The sequence below is a fragment of the Comamonas sp. MYb21 genome, from assembly GCF_037479395.1.
In the GTDB taxonomy this organism is placed as follows: domain Bacteria; phylum Pseudomonadota; class Gammaproteobacteria; order Burkholderiales; family Burkholderiaceae_C; genus Comamonas.
In genome coordinates, this window is the sequence record NZ_JBBGZC010000001.1 from 246,342 (window position 1) to 263,162 (window position 16,821).

Below are 16,821 nucleotides of genomic sequence, written 5' to 3' on the forward strand. Positions count from 1 at the left end.
AATCAGACCGCGCTTCACAATCCCATTCCTCGCTGATGGCCACCCGGCCTTCGCCCCTACACACAAGGAATCCACCCATGCCTGTCTCATTGCTGGCGCTCGCCGCCGGTGCCTTTGGCATCGGCACCACCGAATTCATCATCATGGGCCTGCTCACCCAGGTCAGCCAGGACCTGGGCATCAGCATCCCCACGGCCGGCACCCTCATCTCCGGCTATGCCTTTGGCGTGGCCATTGGGGCGCCCGTGCTCACCTTGGCCACGCGCCACTGGCCGCGCAAATGGCTGCTGCTGGGCCTGATGCTGATCTTTATCGCAGGCAATATCGCTGCGGCCATGGCCCCCAGCTATGGCTGGCTGATGGGCGCGCGCATGCTCACCTCGCTCACCCATGGCACCTTCTTTGGCGTCGGCGCCGTCGTGGCCACCGGCCTGGTCGCCAAGGACAAGCAGGCCTCGGCCATTGCGCTGATGTTCTCGGGCCTGACGCTGGCCACCTTGCTGGGCGTGCCGGCCGGCACCTGGATCGGCCAGCATTTTGGCTGGCGCATGGCCTTTGCCACCGTGGCCGTGATCGGCGTGGTCGCGCTGGGTATTCTGGCTGCCTTTGTGCCCAGCAAGCTGCAGCAGGCGGCGCCCGCTGCGCTGCGCGATGAGCTGTCCATCCTGGCGAGCACGCCCCTGTGGCTGGGCCTGGGCATGACCGTCTTCGGCTTTGGCGGCGTGTTTGCGCTCTACACCTATGTGGAGCCGCTGCTGTCGCAGATCACCCAGATGGGCAACACTGGCGTGGCGCTAAGCCTGCTGCTGTTTGGCGCCGGCTCGGCCGTGGGCAATATTGCCGGCGGCAAGCTGGCCGACCGGGGCGTGGTGCGCGCGCTGTGGATCACCCTGGGCGCCCTGGTGCTTGTGCTGCTGGCAGGCCGTTGGGCCTTTGGCATCTCGGCGGCCGTGGCCATGGCCTATGTGACCGTGCTGGGTGTTGTCGCCTTTGCCACCGTGGCCCCCATGCAGATGCGGGTGATGCAAGGCGTGGGCAGCCAGGGTGCCACCTTGGCCTCCAGCCTGAACATCGCGGCCTTTAACCTGGGCAATGCGCTGGGTGCCTGGGTGGGCGGCAGCCTGATTGCCGGCGCAGGCCTGCTGTCGATCATCTGGGGCGCTGCAGCGCTGTCGGCCATCGGCCTGGTGCTGGTGGCGATGGGCCAGCGCCGCAGTCCAAGCGCTGCGCTGCAGACTGCCTAGTAGCCGTTAACACGGCCCAGCAAACCGCAGGTTTGCGGTTGAGACTAGACGCCAAGCCGCAGGCAGTACAGTAGTACGACAAGGCTTGGCAACGACGTATCAAGGGTTGTGTTAGCGGCTCAGCCCAACAGGCGCGCCAAGGTGAGCAGCGCGAGCAGTAACATCCAGACCACGACGGAGCGCCACACCAGGCCCACCACGCTGCGCAGGTGGGCGACTTCCGGGTCACGGCCCGGGGTGGTGGCGCCATCGCCCTGGATCTGCAGGGGCGCGGCGGCATCGATATCGACACTGCGGGCGCGCAAGGCCACCCCGCCCAGGCGGATGTCGATGGCACCGGCGGTCGCGGCCAGGATCACGCCATCGTTGTCATTGGGGAAATGCTGGGTCTGAAAGCGCCAGCCGTCGATGGCCTCTTCAAAATTGCCCACCACGGCAAAGCTCAGCGCCGTGAGCCGTGAGGGCAGCCAGTCCACGATGGTCCAGGCCTTGGCCGCAACCGTCTCGAAAGCGCCTTGCACCATGGCCACGGGCTGCACCGATGGGCGCGCAAAGCGCGAGGCGTATTCAGCCATGCGGAAAAACACCGCGCCGGCGGGCCCCAGGCCCAGCGCCGAGCCGATGGAGTAGCAGGCCAGCACGCCAAACACATGGCGGTGCGCGGCCAGCACCGAGTACTCGATCACATGGCGCACGATCTCGCGGCGCGGCAGGTCATCGGCGTGGACCTGCTGCCAGTCGGCCAGGTACTGGCGGGCCTGGTCCTCATCGCCGGACTCCAGCGCATGGCGGATGCGGGTGAAATGGTGGCTGAACTGGCGAAAGCCCAAGGTCACATACAGCACCAGCACATGCCAGGCCATCGCCAGGGGCCAGCCCACCAGGGCCACCAGCAGCCAGTGCATGCCCATGGCCAGGGCCGTGGGCAGCAACACCGCCACGCTCCAGGCCAGCCAGCCGTGGCGCTGCTCGCCGGCATCCAGATTGCGGCTGAGCCATTGCACCCAGGCCCGCACACCGGCATAGACCGGGTTGTCGCGAGACAGGGATTTGGCCTGCTCCAGCAGCAGGGCCATCAGCGTGGCGAAAAAACTCATGGACAGTGATCATACCGGCTGTGATGTATCACACAAGCCGTTACAAACTACAACGCGGGTGGAAAGGCCAAAAACCGGTACAAATTGCGCAGCATGCTGGCCGTAGCCCCCCAGATAAAGCGCTGCTGGCCCGATGCGGGATCGTCATAGGGCATCGACAGCCAGCGCCGGCTGAACTCGGGCGTGTCGAGCTGCTGCCAGCGGTGGTGCGCGGGGTTCATCAAGAAGGACAGCGGCACCTCGAACACCTCATCCACCTCGCCCGGGTTGGCCTGCAGGTGGAACGGTGGCTGCACCAGCCCGACGATAGGCGTCACCTCAAAGCCCGAGCCGGTCGCGTACTCGGGCAGGCGGCCAATGATTTCGACCCGCTCGCGCGCCAGCCCCACCTCTTCCCAGGCCTCGCGCAGCGCGGTGTCGTTGATATCGCGGTCCTCCGGGTCCTGGCGGCCGCCGGGGAAGGCAATCTGCCCCGAATGGTTCGTCAGGCCAGCGCTGCGCTGGGTCAGCAGCACATGCATCTCCTGGCGCTGCACCAGCGCCACCAGCACGGCGGCCTTGGCCGGGGGCCGGTCCGTCCAGCTGCGTTCGCGGAAGATTTCCGGCTCACCGCCATGGGGATGGGCGACAAAAGCCTGGCGCAGCGAATCGGCCAGCAACAGGCGCGGCGCGACTGCCGGCAGCGCCGAGTCGACCTGCACGACCGGCGCGCGGCGCGGATCCATGATGGACGACACCCGCACAGCGGCGGCGGCAGGCGGTGATGAAGGCGAGACAGAAGAGGCGTTAGACATAAACAACAGGCGGCAGACGCAGCGGGCCATGTAAAAAAGCCGCCACAGCTTGCACTGTAGCGGCTTTCAGCACTGGGCTCTGTCGCAGCGTGATTACGCAGCTGCCACAGGTGCTGCCTTGCGTGCTGGCAGCTTTTCCTTGATACGAGCCGACTTGCCGCTGCGTTCACGCAGGTAGTACAGCTTGGCACGGCGCACATCGCCGCGGCGCTTGACTTCGATACCGGCGATCATAGGGCTGTAGGTTTGGAACGTACGTTCCACGCCTTCGCCACTGGAGATCTTGCGCACGGTGAAGCCGCTGTTCAGACCGCGATTGCGCTTGGCAATCACCACGCCTTCGTAAGCCTGCACGCGCTTGCGCGTACCTTCAACAACGTTCACGCTCACGATCACGGTGTCGCCAGGGGCAAATTCAGGAATGGTCTTGTTCAGGCGAGCAATTTCTTCTTGCTCGAGAATCTGGATCAGGTTCATGGTTTCATCCAACGATCATACGCGCGCCATGAATTTGGCAGCCGCGCCCAGCACGGTGTACGGGGCATGTGCGGCGTATTGCTTCTCTCACCATTGAAAAAAGCGGCCGTGTAGAGGATCGTAAAACCGGCAATTATAGCGGTTTTGCCAAATTTGCCAAATCGGCACTGGCCAGCAGCTGTTCATCCTTGCGGCTGAGCTGCTTGCGGCTGCGCGCCTGGTCCAGCAGCTCAGGGCGGTGGATGGCCGTGTTGCGCAGGCTTTGCTCGCGGCGCCAGCGCTCGATATTGGCATGGTGGCCCGACAGCAGGGCTGCGGGCACCGGCTCGCCTTCCCAGACCTCAGGCCGGGTGTAGTGGGGGCAATCCAACAGGCCGTCGAGCGCGGGGTTGAAGCTGTCGAACTGGTGGCTGCCCTCGTCATGCAGCACACCGGGTTGCAGGCGGGCCACCGCATCGAGCAAGGCCATCGCGGCAATCTCGCCGCCCGAGAGCACAAAATCGCCCAGGCTCAGCTGCACATCGACATGGCGGTCAATAAAGCGCTGGTCCACGCCTTCATAACGGCCGCACAGCAAGATGGCGCCCTGCGAATCGGACCAGCGCTGCACCTGGGCATGGTCGATGCGCTCGCCAATCGGCGAGAACAGCACCAGCGGCGCGGGCTGCGCCTCTGCACGCGCTTCGCGGATGGCAGCCAGGCAGTCGGCCAGCGGCTGGGCCATCATCACCATGCCGGGGCCACCGCCAAAGGGGCGGTCATCGACGCGGCGGTAGTTGCCTGGGGCGTAATCGCGCGGGTTCCAGCACTGCACCGCCACCTGGCCGCTGCTGTAGGCGCGGCGCGTCACCCCCACCTCGACAAAGGGGCCGAACAGTTCGGGGAACAAGGTGATGATGTCAAAGCGCATGGAAATTCTCCCCGCTGGCGGCCTGCGTGTCCGGCACGATCAGTAGTCCGGCTGCCAGTCGACCGTGATGCGCTTGTTGGGCAGCGAGACCTCGTCGACAAAGGCGCCGACAAACGGAATCAGGCGCTCCTGCGTCTTGCCGTCTTCTTCGTAGTTCAGCACCAGCACGGTCTGGGGGCCCGAGGCCATCAGGTCGCTCACAGTGCCCAGTGCCACGCCTTCGCGGTTGACCACGGCCAGACCCAGCAGGTCCACCCAGTAGTACTCGCCGTCGTCGGTCTTGGGGAAATCAGCGCGCGAGATGAACACCCGCGCACCTTTGAGTTTTTCGGCCTGGTCGCGGTCGTCCACGCCCTGGGCCCAGCCCACCATGCCATCGCCATGGAAACGCGCCTGGCGCATCTCCAGCTGGGCAACGCCCTGGAAGTGGCGCGCGCCCTTCTCGGGCGGCTGGATGAACCACAGCTTGGACTTGAGCAGCGCCTGCGGGTCGGGGCTGAGGGCAATCACCTTGAACCAGCCCTTGACGCCCCAGGCATCGGCAATGCGCGCCACTTCAATGGCGTCATCGGGCAAGGTGGCAGGGCTTAACAACAACTCGGTAGCGGGCATGGCAGTTCAACAGGGCAATAAAAAACGGGCCGCAGTGCTCATCGCAGCAGCGGCCCGCATGCACGAATGGTACCGGAGCACCAGCCGTGATGAGAGAGGCAAATTAAGCAGCCTTGGCAGCAGCTTGCTTGACCAGACGGTCCACGGTGGTGGAAGCCTGAGCACCAACGCTCTTCCAGTAAGCCACGCGGTCCAGAGCAACGCGCAGGCCTTCAACGCCTTCCTTGGCCAGTGGGTTGTAGAAACCCACGCGCTCGATGAACGAGCCGTCACGGCGCACGCGCTTGTCAGCAACGACGATGTTGTAGAACGGACGGGCCTTGGAGCCGCCGCGGGAGAGTCGAATAACGACCATAATAATCCTTCGGGTGGTTAGTTTTCTTACCACGTTTGAGACACGCAACTAGCCACCCGGCCAGCGACACGCAGTAAAGCCGCAAATTATACAAACTTCTTTCAACCATGCCAAGTGTTCGTACCAGTACCCCCGATGACATCCCCGCGCTGACCCGCATTTATGCCCACCATGTGCTGCATGGCACGGGCAGTTTCGAGACCGAGGCCCCCAGCGAAGCAGAAATGACCCGGCGCCGCGACGAGGTATTGTCGCGCGAGCTGCCCTACCTGGTGGCGGAGGACGACGATGGCCAGATCCTGGGCTATGCCTATGCAAACTGGTTCAAGGCCCGGCCGGCCTACCGCTTCTCGGCCGAGGATTCGATCTATGTGGCCGATGGACAACATGGCCGGGGCCTGGGGCGGCTGTTGATGAATGCCTTGATCGAACACTGCGAAGCCGCCGGTGTGCGCAAGCTCATCGCCGTAATCGGGGACTCGAACAACCTCGGCTCGGTCGGCGTGCACCGCGCAGCCGGTTTTAGCCAGGTGGGCGTGATGCGCTCAGTGGGCTGGAAATTTGGCCGCTGGTTGGATATTGTGATGATGGAAAAAACCCTGGGCGATGGAGACAACAGCGCCCCCACCACCTAAACCACCCCACCCGCCCTATGAGCCACCCCATCACCCACGCAATGCCGCGTAGCAAGAGCAAGACCCTGGCCACCTGGCTGGCTTTTCTGGGGGGGCCGCTGGGCCTGCACCGCTTCTACCTGCATGGCCTGGGTGACCTGATTGGCTGGATGCTGCCCATTCCCACGGCGCTGGGCCTGTACGGCATGGAGCGCATTGCCAGCCATGGCATCGACGACCAGGTCAGCTGGGTTCTGGTGCCGCTGCTGGGCTTTACCATTGCCGCCTGTGCATTGACGGCTATCGTCTACGGGCTGATGGCGCCCGACAAGTGGAATGCCCGCCACAACCCCGGCCTGCCCGAAGACGCGCTGCCCGGCCGCACCCGCTGGCTGACGATCTTCGGCATTGTGGCTTCGCTCCTGATCGGCACCACGATCCTGATGGCCAGCCTGGCCTACAGCTTTGAGCACTACTTCCAGTACCAGATCGAGGAAGCTCGCAAGATTTCGCAGTAAAAGGTTGGTGAAGGTCAGTGCGACTGCAGATGCACGCTGAGAAAGCCAAACACCTGCGCCTCATAGGCCTGCGGCGCAAACTGGTACAGGTCCACATGGGCCGCGCCCGGCACCAGCCATAGCGGCTGCAGCGCCTGCGGCCCCGGATGGGCCTGGCCTGCCGCCTCCGCCATCTGCCGGGTTTCAGCGGGTGGGGTGTAGCGGTCTTCGGTGCCGCCCAGCACCATCACCGGCCGGCTCCAGGCCGCCAGGCGGTCAATAGGCCGCAGCTGGTACGGGTCCAGGCCCAGCCGCAGCGGCATCTGCCACAGCAGCAAGGGGGTGGCGATCGGCGCCAACGGGGCCAAGGGGCCCAGCACCGCACGCACCCGGTTGTCCACAGCGGCCTCCATGCTGGGGAACACGGCTTCGAGCACCACGGCATCGGGCGGCTGCAACAGATCGGACACCAGGAGCGCAGCGCCGCCCAGCGAGGCAGCAATCACTCCCACCTTCTCTGCAGGCTGCTGCGCCTGCAACCAGGCCAGCGCAGCGGCAATGCCCAGGCCCTCGCGCGGCCCGAAGGACAGCATCTCCCCATCGCTTTGGCCATGGGCCGGCAGATCGATCAGCAGCACCCCATGGCCGCGCGCATGCAGCGCCAGCGCCCGGGACAGCATCGCGCGCCGGTCGGCACGCACGCCATGCAGCAGCAGCACGGCGCCCTGGCCAGGGGTGCCTGGCGCATACCAGCCCCGCACCATGCCTTGCGCCGTGGCGATCTCCACGGCGGTAGCGCCCAGTTCTTGCGGTACTGCGCCCAGCTCTGGGCGGTACGGTTGGCTCAACCAGCCTGCCAGCCACCAGGCCAGCGCCAGCACCGCCAGCAGCAAGGCGGCCAGCACAGCCGCAACCCAGGCCAGCGGATGCAGCGAAAAGATCGAAGGGGTCAGTGCGGGGTCGGTCATGCCTTGGCCAAAAAACAAAACGGCTGGCAGATCATATCCGCCAGCCGCCTTTTGGCTATCGCACCGCCACTGTCAATAGAGCTGCAGACTCACCCAGTAGGCAAAGGCCGCCACAAAGGCGCTGGCCGGAATGGTCAGCACCCAGGCCCAGACGATATTGCCGGCCACACCCCAGCGCACCGCGCTCATGCGCTGGGTGGAGCCCACGCCGACGATGGCGCCGGTGATGGTGTGCGTGGTCGACACGGGGATGCCCAGCGCAGTGGCGATGAACAAGGTCATTGCGCCACCGGTTTCGGCGCAGAAGCCGCCGACGGGCTTGAGCTTGGTGATCTTCTGGCCCATGGTCTTGACGATGCGCCAGCCACCAAACATCGTGCCCAGGCCAATGGCCGCGTAGCAGGAGATGATGGCCCAGGCAGGAGGATCGGCATCATTGGGCGATGCGTAGCCGGTGGACAGCAGCAGCAGCCAGATGATGCCGATGGTCTTTTGCGCATCATTGCCGCCGTGGCCCAGGCTGTAGGCACCGGCAGAGACCAGCTGCAAGCGGCGGAACCACTTGTCCACCTTGCCCGGCGTGGTGCGGCGGAACAGCCAGGCCACGATCACCATCATGATCGAGCCGAGCAAAAAGCCCAGCACCGGAGAGACAAAGATGAAGGCCACGGTCTTCCAGATGCCGCTGGCAACCAGCGCACCGGAGCCCGCCTTCGCAATCACCGCGCCCACGATGCCGCCGATCAGCGCATGCGAGGAGCTCGACGGGATGCCGTAGTACCAGGTGATCAGGTTCCAGGCGATGGCGCCCACCAGGGCGCCAAAGATCACATGGGTGTCGACAATGCCCGGGTGAACAATGCCTTTGCCGATGGTCGCCGCCACGCTCAGGTGGAAGACAAAGATCGCCACAAAGTTGAAAAATGCCGCAAACACCACCGCTTGGGTGGGCTTGAGCACGCCAGTAGAGACAACGGTCGCAATCGAGTTGGCCGCGTCATGAAACCCGTTCATGAAGTCGAACAAGATGGCCAGCGCCACCAGCACGACAATCACCCACAGGGCTGTTTGCATCGGTTCCATGGAAGTTCAGTCTCCTGCTTGCTGCAAAGGATCAGGAGTTTTCCAGGATGATGCCTTCGATGTGGTTGGCCACATCCTCGCACTTGTCGGTGATGGTCTCGAGCAGCTCGTAGATGGCCTTGAGCTTGATCACCTCGCGCACATCGGGCTCCTCGCGGAACAGCTTGCTCATCGCCGAGCGCATCACGCGGTCGGCATCGCTCTCGAGGCGGTCGATCTCCTCGCAGGTCTTGATGGCCGCCTCGGTGGTCGAGGGATCGGCAATGCGGTCGAGCATCTTGACGGCATCGCGCACGCGCTCGCAGCACTTGACGCTCAGGTCCGTCAGGCGGGTGATTTCTTCGGTCATGTGGCGCACGTCGTAGAGCGCCATGGTCTCGGCCGAGTCCTGGATCAGGTCGGCCACATCGTCCATGGTGTTGATCAGCGAGTGGATCTGTTCACGGTCGATGGGGGTGATGAAGGTCTTGTGCAGGGTGCGGTTGACCTCGTGGGTCACGCGGTCGGCTGCGCGCTCGGCATTGTCCACGTCCTGGTTGTATTTTTCGCGCAGATGGGGGTCGTTGTAATTGGCCACCAGTTGGGAGAACGCGTGGGCCGCTTCAACGATGCGGTCGGCGTGCTGGTTGAACAGTTCGAAGAAATTGCCTTCGCGCGGCAAGAGTTTGCCAAAGAGCATGGGTGCACCTATTCGGTTTCAATGCAAAAAAGGGAAAAACCTGCGCACACCCGGCCGGAATCTGGCTTGTCAGCCCCGGCTCCCTGGCCCTGCCGCCACCCTGCAACTCCTTGAATTGCCAGCGGTGTCAGCGGTTTGCAGTGCGCAAAATCTGTCATTCACGGCGCATTGCTGCACTGCAAAATTCACCAATTTTAAATGCAATTGTCATTTCTTTGTCGCATTTGAGGTCGCCACGCCGAAAACAGCGCAGCCCGCGCCCTGCCCGCCGTGCCCGCTACAGAGGGAGAACGGCAGCGCTGGCGCTGTCTCCCAAAGCGCGCTACCTTGCGCTTGCCGCCATCAGCTCCCACCGTGTTTTTGCGGGGCGATGGCCAAATGCGCGCGCCAAACGGCAGCAATAAAAAAAGCACTGCCAGGCAGTGCTTGGGGAGTGCATGCGCGCTGCCGCTATTCACCCAGATAGGCGGCACGCACCTTGGGGTCGGCCAGCAGCTGCTGGCCTGGGCCGGTCATCGTGATGATGCCCGACTCCATCACATAGCCCCGGTCGGCAATGGCCAGCGCGCGGCTGGCGTTCTGTTCCACCAGCACGATGGTCACGCCCATCGCATAGACATCGCGCACCACCTCGAAGATCTTGTCCACCATGATGGGAGACAGGCCCATCGACGGCTCGTCGAGCAGCAGCAGCTTGGGCTGGGCCATCAGCGCGCGCGCCATCGCCAGCATCTGCTGCTCGCCGCCGGACATGGTGCCCGCCAGCTGGTCCTTGCGCTCGCGCAGACGCGGGAAGATATTGAACATCTTCTCGATATCGGCCTGGATGCCGGCCTTGTCCTTGCGCAGGTAGGCGCCCAGCATCAGGTTGTCGGTGATGGTCTGGCGCGTGAAGACGCCGCGCCCTTCAGGCACCATCACCAGGCCCTTGGCCACCAGGTCCCAGGCGCCCCGGCCCTTGAGGTTCTCGCCCAGGAACTCGATCTGCCCGTCATTGATGGCCTGGGTGGCCGTCACCGCCTTCATCGTCGTGGTCTTGCCCGCGCCATTGGAGCCGATCAGCGATACCAGCTCGCCCTCATGCACCTCGAAATCGACGCCCTTGACGGCCTGAATGCCCCCATAGGCCACTTTCAGCCCACGCACCTTCAGCAGTACGGGGTTGGATGTCTTGTCAACCATGCTCAGTGTCCTCCGGTGCCCAGATAGGCCTCAATCACTTTTTCGTCTTTCTGCACCTCGGCCGGGGACCCTTCGGCCAGCCGCTTGCCGTAGTCGAGCACCGTCACCCGGTCGCACAGGCCCATCACCAGCTTCACATCATGCTCGATCAGCAAGATCGTGCGGTTGTCGTTGCGGATGCGGTCGATCAGCTCGCGCAGCTGCACCTTCTCGGTCGCATTCATGCCGGCGGCCGGTTCGTCGAGCGCAATCAGCTGCGGGTCGGTGGCCAGCGCGCGGGCAATCTCCAGGCGGCGCTGGTCGCCATAAGACAAGGTGCGCGCCTTGTAATCGGCATAGCGCTCGATGCCCACATAGGCGAGCAGCTCGCGGGCACGCTCGGCAATGGCCCGCTCCTCGGCCTTGAAGCCCGGCGTGCGAAAGATTGCGCCCAAAAGGCCCGAATGGCTGCGCACATGGCGGCCCACCATCACGTTCTCCAGCGCCGTCATGTCGGAGAACAGACGGATGTTCTGGAACGTGCGTGCAATGCCGGCCTTGGCCACCAGGTGCACGGCCTTGGGCTCATAGGGCTTGCCAGCCAGCTCAAAGCTGCCGCTGTCGGGCGTGTACAGCCCGGTGATCACATTGAAGAACGTGGTTTTGCCCGCGCCATTGGGGCCGATCAGGCCATAGACCTGGCCGCGCTCGATGGTCAGACCCACATCCGAGAGGGCCTGCAAGCCGCCAAAGCGCTTGGAAATACCTGCCACCTTGAGTGCAGGAGCTTGTGTATTCGTCATGCTCGTCTCTCCTGCTCAGTCTTTCTGGATCGCGCTCTTGCCATGCTCGGGTGCGGGCCACAGGCCGCGTGGGCGCAGCAGCATCACGACGATCATCGCCACCGCAATCAACAGCTGGCGCAGGATGGAGGCATCCAGACGGCCATCGGTCATCTGTTGCAGCGGGCCGGCCACATAGCGCAGCACCTCGGGCAGCGCCGACAGCAGCACGGCGCCCAGAATGACGCCGGGGATATGGCCCAGGCCGCCCAGCACCACCATGGCGACGATCATGATCGACTCCATCAGGCTGAAGGACTCGGGCGAGACAAAGCCCTGGAAGCCGGCAAACATCGCGCCGGACACGCCACCGAACGTGGCACCCATGCCAAAGGCCATCAGCTTGAGGTTGCGGGTGTTGATGCCCATGGCCTTGGCAGCAATCTCGTCCTCGCGGATGGCCATCCAGGCGCGGCCAATGCGCGAATCCTGCAGGCGGTAGCAGATCACCACACTGGCCACGACCAGCAGCAGGAACAGGTAGTAGTACAAGGTGACCGACGAGACCGTGTAGCTGCCGATCTCCAGCGGCTTGGCAAAGTCAAAGCCAAAGATCTTGATCGAGTCGATCTGGCCCAGGCCCTTGGGCCCATTGGTGATGTTGACGGGCTGGTCCAGGTTCAGCATGAAGATCCGGATGATCTCGCCAAAACCCAGGGTCACGATGGCCAGGTAGTCCCCGCGCAGCTTGAGCACCGGAAAGCCCAAGATCATCCCCGCTATCGCCGCCAGCAAGGCGGCGAGCGGTATCACCAGCCAGATGGAGGTGTGCAGGCCATTGGGGAACATGGCCTTGAAGCCTTCAAAGGTCTCGGCCAGGTGGGGCGAGGCCATCAGGCCCAGCATATAGGCGCCCACCGCGTAGAAGGCCACATAGCCCAGGTCCAGCAGGCCGGCAAAGCCCACGACGATGTTCAGGCCCAGGGCCAGCAGGACATAGAGCAGTGCCAGGTCGGCGATTCGCACCCAGGCGTTGCCAAAGGACTGCAAGATCAGCGGCAATACCAGCAGCGCAATCGCGCCCACAATGAACTGTGCTTTGTTGTTCTTCATGCGGTTCCCCTTAAGCCCGATCGGCCACCCGCTCACCCAGCAAGCCCGAGGGGCGCAGCGTCAGCACGATGATCAGCACGATGAACGAGAAGATATCGACATACTGGCTGCCCAGCACGCCACCGGTGAGCTGGCCGATGTAGCCCGCGCCAATGGCTTCGACCAGGCCCAGAATCATCGCACCCACCACGGCGCCGGCCAGGTTGCCGATACCGCCAAACACCGCCGCAATAAAGGCCTTGAGGCCGGGCAAAAAGCCCATGGTGTGCTGCGCCGTGCCGTAGTTCGAGGCCCAGAGCACGCCGGCAATCGCCGCCAGCACCGCACCGATCACAAAGGTGGCCGAGATCACCATGTCGGGCTTGATGCCCATCAGCGCCGCCACGCGGGGGTTCTCTGCCGTGGCCCGCATCGCGCGGCCCAGGCGGGTGTAGTTCACCAGGTACATCAATACCGCCAGCACCACGGCCGTCACGCCCAGCACCAGGATCTGGGTCGGCGTGATCACTGCGCCGGCCAGGTCAAAGGGCTCCATCGGCAGCAAGGTCGGATAGGGCTTGTAGTTGGGCTTCCAGATGATCATCGCCAAGGTCTGCAGCAGGATCGACATGCCGATTGCGGTGATCAGCGGCGCCAGGCGCGGGCTGTTGCGCAGCGGCCGGTAGGCGAGCTTCTCGATCGTGAAATTGAGCACCGCCGCCACCACACAGGCAATGAGCGTCGCTATCAGCAAGATGACCCAGCCCGGCGTTCCCGGCATGGCCTCCTGCATCACGCCGATGATGCTCCAGCTGGTCAGCACCCCTATCATCAGCACTTCGCCGTGCGCGAAGTTAATCAATTGAATAATGCCGTACACCATGGTGTAGCCCAAGGCTATCAAAGCGTACATGCTGCCCAATACCAGACCATTAATGATCTGCTGCAGCAAAATATCCATACAACCAACCCTTCAGCTTGGAACCACAACAGCGAAAACTGCATGAAACGGGGGTCTCCCGCGATGCAGCCGCCTCTAACCGCGATAACAGTTTTATGCGGATCGAAACAATTCTATAGACGCGACCTCGGTTTTTTGGCGACTACCCCGCTAGCGCTTTCCCTAGTGACCCATGCGAAAACCGCATGAATACAGGTGACACCGCAGCGATCACCTAGGGAATTTACTAGGTATCGATTCAACGAATCGCCACACACTTTTTACAATTGATGCCGCAAACACAATAATCAAATAAGTGGCTGCGTCTCGCGGTTGGGACACTGGTGTAAATACCTATATCGGCTTTCAGTTGCATAAACAACCAAATACACAGGCTTGCGAACAGGCATAAAAAAACGCGGCCTGGGCCGCGTTCTACGTAGAGCTGGATCAGCGTTTAGAGCTTGCTGGCCATCTCAGGCACAGCCTCAAACAGATCGGCCACCAGGCCATAGTCGGCCACGCTGAAGATCGGCGCTTCTTCGTCCTTGTTGATCGCCACGATCACCTTGGAGTCCTTCATGCCGGCCAAATGCTGGATGGCGCCCGAGATGCCCGCTGCCACATACAGCTGGGGCGCGACGATCTTGCCGGTCTGGCCCACTTGCAGGTCGTTGGGCGCGTAGCCCGCGTCCACCGCTGCGCGGCTCGCGCCAATGGCCGCGCCCAGCTTGTCGGCCAGCGGGGTCATCACTTCGTTGAACTTCTCGGCGCTGCCCAGTGCGCGGCCACCGGAGACGATGATCTTGGCGGCCGTGAGTTCCGGGCGGTCGTTCTTGGTCACTTCGCGGCCCACAAAGCTGCTCTTGCCGCTGTCAGCAACCGCTGCTGCGTTCTCGACCGCAGCCGAGCCGCCGGTGGCTGCGGCTGCATCAAAGCCGGTGCCGCGCACGGTGATGACCTTGGTCGCATCGATCGACTGCACGGTGGCAATGGCATTGCCCGCGTAGATGGGGCGCTCAAACGTGTCGGCGCTCACCACCTTGGTGATGTCGCTGATCTGGGCGACGTCGAGCTTGGCTGCCACGCGTGGCGCCACGTTCTTGCCCGAGGCGGTAGCGGGTGCCAGGATGTGGCTGTAGTTGCCGGCAATGGCCAGCACTTGCGCGGCCAGGTTTTCAGCGAGGCCGTCTTTCAGCGCCGGGCCATCGGCCAGGATGACTTTGGCAACGCCGGCGATCTGGGCTGCGGCCTGGGCTGCAGCTGCAGCCCCTTCGCCCGCTACCAGCACATGCACATCGCCGCCGCAAGCCAGGGCTGCGGTGACGGTGTTGAGCGTGGCGGTCTTGATCGTTTGGTTGTCGTGTTCTGCAATAACGAGAGCGGTCATGTCTATCGTCTTTCCATTCAATGTGTCAGGTGTCGGGTCAAAGTCAGATGACTTTGGCTTCGTTCTTGAGCTTGTCGATCAAGGTGGCCACATCGGGCACCTTCACGCCGGCGCCGCGCTTGGCGGGTTCCTGCACCTTCAAGGTCTTCAGGCGCGGGCTCACATCCACACCCAGGTCTTCTGGCTTCAACGTGTCGAGCTGCTTTTTCTTGGCCTTCATGATGTTGGGCAAGGTGACGTAGCGTGGCTCGTTCAGACGCAGGTCGGTGGTGATGACAGCGGGCAGGGACAGAGACAGGGTCTCCAGACCGCCGTCCACTTCGCGCGTCACATTGACTTTGTCGCCCGCGACTTCGACCTTGGAGGCGAACGTGGCCTGGGGCAGGTCAGCGAGCGCTGCCAGCATCTGGCCGGTCTGGTTGGCGTCGTCGTCAATGGCTTGCTTGCCGCAGATCACAAGACCCGGCTGCTCTTTGTCGACCAGGGCCTTCAGGAGCTTGGCGACAGCGAGGGGCTGCAGCTCTTCTGCGGTTTCCACCAGGATGGCGCGGTCGGCACCAATGGCCATCGCCGTGCGCAGCGTCTCCTGGCACTGGGTCACGCCGCAGCTCACGGCGATGATCTCGGTCACCACGCCCTTTTCCTTCAAACGCACGGCCTCTTCCACCGCGATTTCATCAAAGGGGTTCATCGACATCTTCACGTTCGCAATGTCCACTCCCGAGCCATCGCTCTTGACGCGCACCTTGACGTTGTAGTCCACCACGCGTTTGACGGGTACCAGTACTTTCATAGTCTCAGCTTTCTAACAATAAACTCTGGGCCCGCTGCGGCGTCGCTTGCCGCCTGCGGGCCACGGTATCAATCGGGCAAGGTCAGCACGCCTTGCGCCTGGAGTGCCTGCAGTTGCGAATCACTCAAACGCAGCAGATTTTGCAGCACTTCGCGTGTACCTTCACCCAGTGTGGGCGGCGCGCGGCGAATCGGCAGGCGTTGGCCATCCATGCGGATAGGCGGCGCCAGCACGGCGGTGTGGCCGGCCACCGGGTGGGGCATGTTCTGCACCAGGCCGGCTTGCTGCACGCGCTCGGAGGTCAGCGCCTCGTGCAGGCCCAGCACCTCGCCGCAAGGCACGCCGCAGGCATTGAGCCGCTCGATCAACAGCGCACGCGGGAAGCTGCGGATGGTCTCGATCATCAGCGGCAGCAAGAGCTTGCGGTCCTTGGCGCGCTCCACGTTGGTGGCGTATTTGGGGTTGTCGGCCAGGTCGGGGCGCTCGATCACATCGCGGCAGAAGCGCTCGAACTGCGAATTGTTGCCCACCGCAATGATCAGCGGGCCATCGGCCGCCTCGAACATGCCATAGGGCACGATCGAGGGGTGGGCATTGCCAAAGCGCTCCGGGTCCTTGCCCATGAACAGCGCATCGAGCCCGTAGTAGCCGGTGATGCTGACGCCGTTGTCAAACAGCGCCATGTCGATCTTGCGGCCCTGGCCCGTGCGCTCGCGGGCAAACAGCGCGGCCAGCACGGCCTGGGCGGCGCTCATGCCGGTCATCAGGTCCACGACGGCCACGCCAAACTTCAGTGGCGGCTGCGAGGCCTCGCCGTTCATCGCCATCAAGCCAGCCTCGCCCTGCACCAAAATGTCATAACCCGGGCGGGCCGCTTCCTCGGTGTCGGTGGCATAGCCGGTCACGCTGCAATAGATGATGTCCTGCTTCAAGGCCTTCAGTGCCTCGTAGCCCAGGCCCAGCTTGTCTGCGCCGCCATGCTTGAAGTTGTGGATCACCACATCGAACTGCGGCAGCAGCTCCAGGATCAGCGCCAGGCCTTCGGGCTTTTGCAGATCCACCGTGATGGACCGCTTGTTGCGGTTCATGCTGTTGTAGTAGGTGGTCTCGGTCTTGCCAATGCGCAGGCCCCAGTCGCGGGTGTCGTCACCCCGCTTGGGGTGCTCGACCTTGATCACCTCGGCCCCCAGGTCGCCCAGCACCTGGCCGCACAGCGGGCCGGCAAAAACACGGGACAGGTCCAGGACCTTGACACCCGCCAGCGGCAGAGCCGCGGCGTTCTCTTGCTCACGCATACTTGTCTCCTCGGATCACCGGGGCGGCCGCAAAACGG

The 16,821-nt window shown here is 63.5% G+C and carries 19 protein-coding genes; 3 read left to right on the top strand and 16 right to left on the bottom strand.

Annotation, left to right across the window (positions count from 1 at the left end; genetic code table 11):
* The first annotated feature begins 77 nt into the window (after nucleotides 1-77).
* A complete protein-coding gene (locus WH367_RS01125; protein WP_021027928.1) occupies nucleotides 78-1,244 on the top strand; it encodes an MFS transporter in 1,167 nt (388 codons plus the stop codon).
* A gap of 119 nt (nucleotides 1,245-1,363) precedes the next feature.
* Here WH367_RS01125 and WH367_RS01130 read toward each other — a convergent pair whose 3' ends face one another.
* The 6 genes from WH367_RS01130 to rpsP all read right to left on the bottom strand — a co-directional run bounded on the left by WH367_RS01130 (nucleotide 1,364) and on the right by rpsP (nucleotide 5,489).
* Complete coding sequence (locus WH367_RS01130; RefSeq protein WP_021027927.1) at nucleotides 1,364-2,341, bottom strand: CobD/CbiB family protein; 978 nt, start codon at nucleotides 2,339-2,341, stop codon at nucleotides 1,364-1,366.
* Nucleotides 2,342-2,388: 47 nt separating this feature from the next.
* Entirely contained in the window at nucleotides 2,389-3,135 is a 747-nt protein-coding gene (locus WH367_RS01135; protein ID WP_339533800.1) for a CoA pyrophosphatase, read from the bottom strand.
* Between the two features lie 93 nt (nucleotides 3,136-3,228).
* Nucleotides 3,229-3,612, bottom strand: coding sequence for a 50S ribosomal protein L19 (gene rplS, locus WH367_RS01140; RefSeq protein WP_027011119.1), 384 nt, complete (start codon nucleotides 3,610-3,612; stop codon nucleotides 3,229-3,231).
* 133 nt (nucleotides 3,613-3,745) lie between these two features.
* Nucleotides 3,746-4,522 (bottom strand): tRNA (guanosine(37)-N1)-methyltransferase TrmD, encoded by a 777-nt coding sequence (gene trmD, locus WH367_RS01145; protein WP_339533801.1) that lies wholly within the window; start codon nucleotides 4,520-4,522, stop codon nucleotides 3,746-3,748.
* A gap of 39 nt (nucleotides 4,523-4,561) precedes the next feature.
* Nucleotides 4,562-5,134, bottom strand: a complete 573-nt coding sequence (gene rimM / locus WH367_RS01150) for a ribosome maturation factor RimM (RefSeq protein ID WP_021027922.1) — start codon at nucleotides 5,132-5,134, stop codon at nucleotides 4,562-4,564.
* A gap of 103 nt (nucleotides 5,135-5,237) precedes the next feature.
* Entirely contained in the window at nucleotides 5,238-5,489 is a 252-nt protein-coding gene (rpsP, locus tag WH367_RS01155; RefSeq protein WP_116927508.1) for a 30S ribosomal protein S16, read from the bottom strand.
* Nucleotides 5,490-5,596: 107 nt separating this feature from the next.
* Between rpsP and WH367_RS01160 the strand changes: the two genes are divergently transcribed.
* On the top strand, nucleotides 5,597-6,124 hold the full coding sequence (locus tag WH367_RS01160) for a GNAT family N-acetyltransferase (protein WP_339533802.1): 528 nt from the start codon (nucleotides 5,597-5,599) through the stop codon (nucleotides 6,122-6,124).
* 17 nt (nucleotides 6,125-6,141) lie between these two features.
* Complete coding sequence (locus WH367_RS01165; RefSeq protein ID WP_339533804.1) at nucleotides 6,142-6,621, top strand: hypothetical protein; 480 nt, start codon at nucleotides 6,142-6,144, stop codon at nucleotides 6,619-6,621.
* Between the two features lie 14 nt (nucleotides 6,622-6,635).
* Here the strand turns inward: WH367_RS01165 and WH367_RS01170 are convergent, their stop codons facing one another.
* From WH367_RS01170 to WH367_RS01215, 10 genes are all read right to left on the bottom strand, one after another.
* Nucleotides 6,636-7,568: an alpha/beta hydrolase gene (locus WH367_RS01170; RefSeq protein ID WP_339533806.1), complete on the bottom strand. Its 933-nt coding sequence runs from the start codon at nucleotides 7,566-7,568 to the stop codon at nucleotides 6,636-6,638.
* A 72-nt stretch (nucleotides 7,569-7,640) separates the two neighbouring features.
* Nucleotides 7,641-8,651, bottom strand: a complete 1,011-nt coding sequence (locus WH367_RS01175; RefSeq protein WP_021027918.1) for an inorganic phosphate transporter — start codon at nucleotides 8,649-8,651, stop codon at nucleotides 7,641-7,643.
* Nucleotides 8,652-8,682: 31 nt separating this feature from the next.
* Nucleotides 8,683-9,330: a DUF47 domain-containing protein gene (locus WH367_RS01180; protein ID WP_021027917.1), complete on the bottom strand. Its 648-nt coding sequence runs from the start codon at nucleotides 9,328-9,330 to the stop codon at nucleotides 8,683-8,685.
* 450 nt (nucleotides 9,331-9,780) lie between these two features.
* Nucleotides 9,781-10,512 carry an ABC transporter ATP-binding protein gene (locus WH367_RS01185; protein WP_021027916.1) on the bottom strand — a complete coding sequence of 244 codons (732 nt, stop codon included), beginning with the start codon at nucleotides 10,510-10,512 and terminating at the stop codon, nucleotides 9,781-9,783.
* Between the two features lie 2 nt (nucleotides 10,513-10,514).
* A complete protein-coding gene (locus tag WH367_RS01190; RefSeq protein WP_239810913.1) occupies nucleotides 10,515-11,294 on the bottom strand; it encodes an ABC transporter ATP-binding protein in 780 nt (259 codons plus the stop codon).
* A gap of 15 nt (nucleotides 11,295-11,309) precedes the next feature.
* Nucleotides 11,310-12,386, bottom strand: a complete 1,077-nt coding sequence (locus tag WH367_RS01195) for a branched-chain amino acid ABC transporter permease (protein WP_021027914.1) — start codon at nucleotides 12,384-12,386, stop codon at nucleotides 11,310-11,312.
* A gap of 10 nt (nucleotides 12,387-12,396) precedes the next feature.
* Nucleotides 12,397-13,326 carry a branched-chain amino acid ABC transporter permease gene (locus WH367_RS01200; protein ID WP_021027913.1) on the bottom strand — a complete coding sequence of 310 codons (930 nt, stop codon included), beginning with the start codon at nucleotides 13,324-13,326 and terminating at the stop codon, nucleotides 12,397-12,399.
* Nucleotides 13,327-13,762: 436 nt separating this feature from the next.
* On the bottom strand, nucleotides 13,763-14,695 hold the full coding sequence (locus WH367_RS01205) for an electron transfer flavoprotein subunit alpha/FixB family protein (RefSeq protein ID WP_339533809.1): 933 nt from the start codon (nucleotides 14,693-14,695) through the stop codon (nucleotides 13,763-13,765).
* A gap of 43 nt (nucleotides 14,696-14,738) precedes the next feature.
* Nucleotides 14,739-15,488 (bottom strand): electron transfer flavoprotein subunit beta/FixA family protein, encoded by a 750-nt coding sequence (locus WH367_RS01210; protein ID WP_339533810.1) that lies wholly within the window; start codon nucleotides 15,486-15,488, stop codon nucleotides 14,739-14,741.
* Between the two features lie 68 nt (nucleotides 15,489-15,556).
* Nucleotides 15,557-16,783 carry a CaiB/BaiF CoA transferase family protein gene (locus tag WH367_RS01215; protein ID WP_339533812.1) on the bottom strand — a complete coding sequence of 409 codons (1,227 nt, stop codon included), beginning with the start codon at nucleotides 16,781-16,783 and terminating at the stop codon, nucleotides 15,557-15,559.
* Between the last annotated feature and the right edge of the window lie 38 nt (nucleotides 16,784-16,821).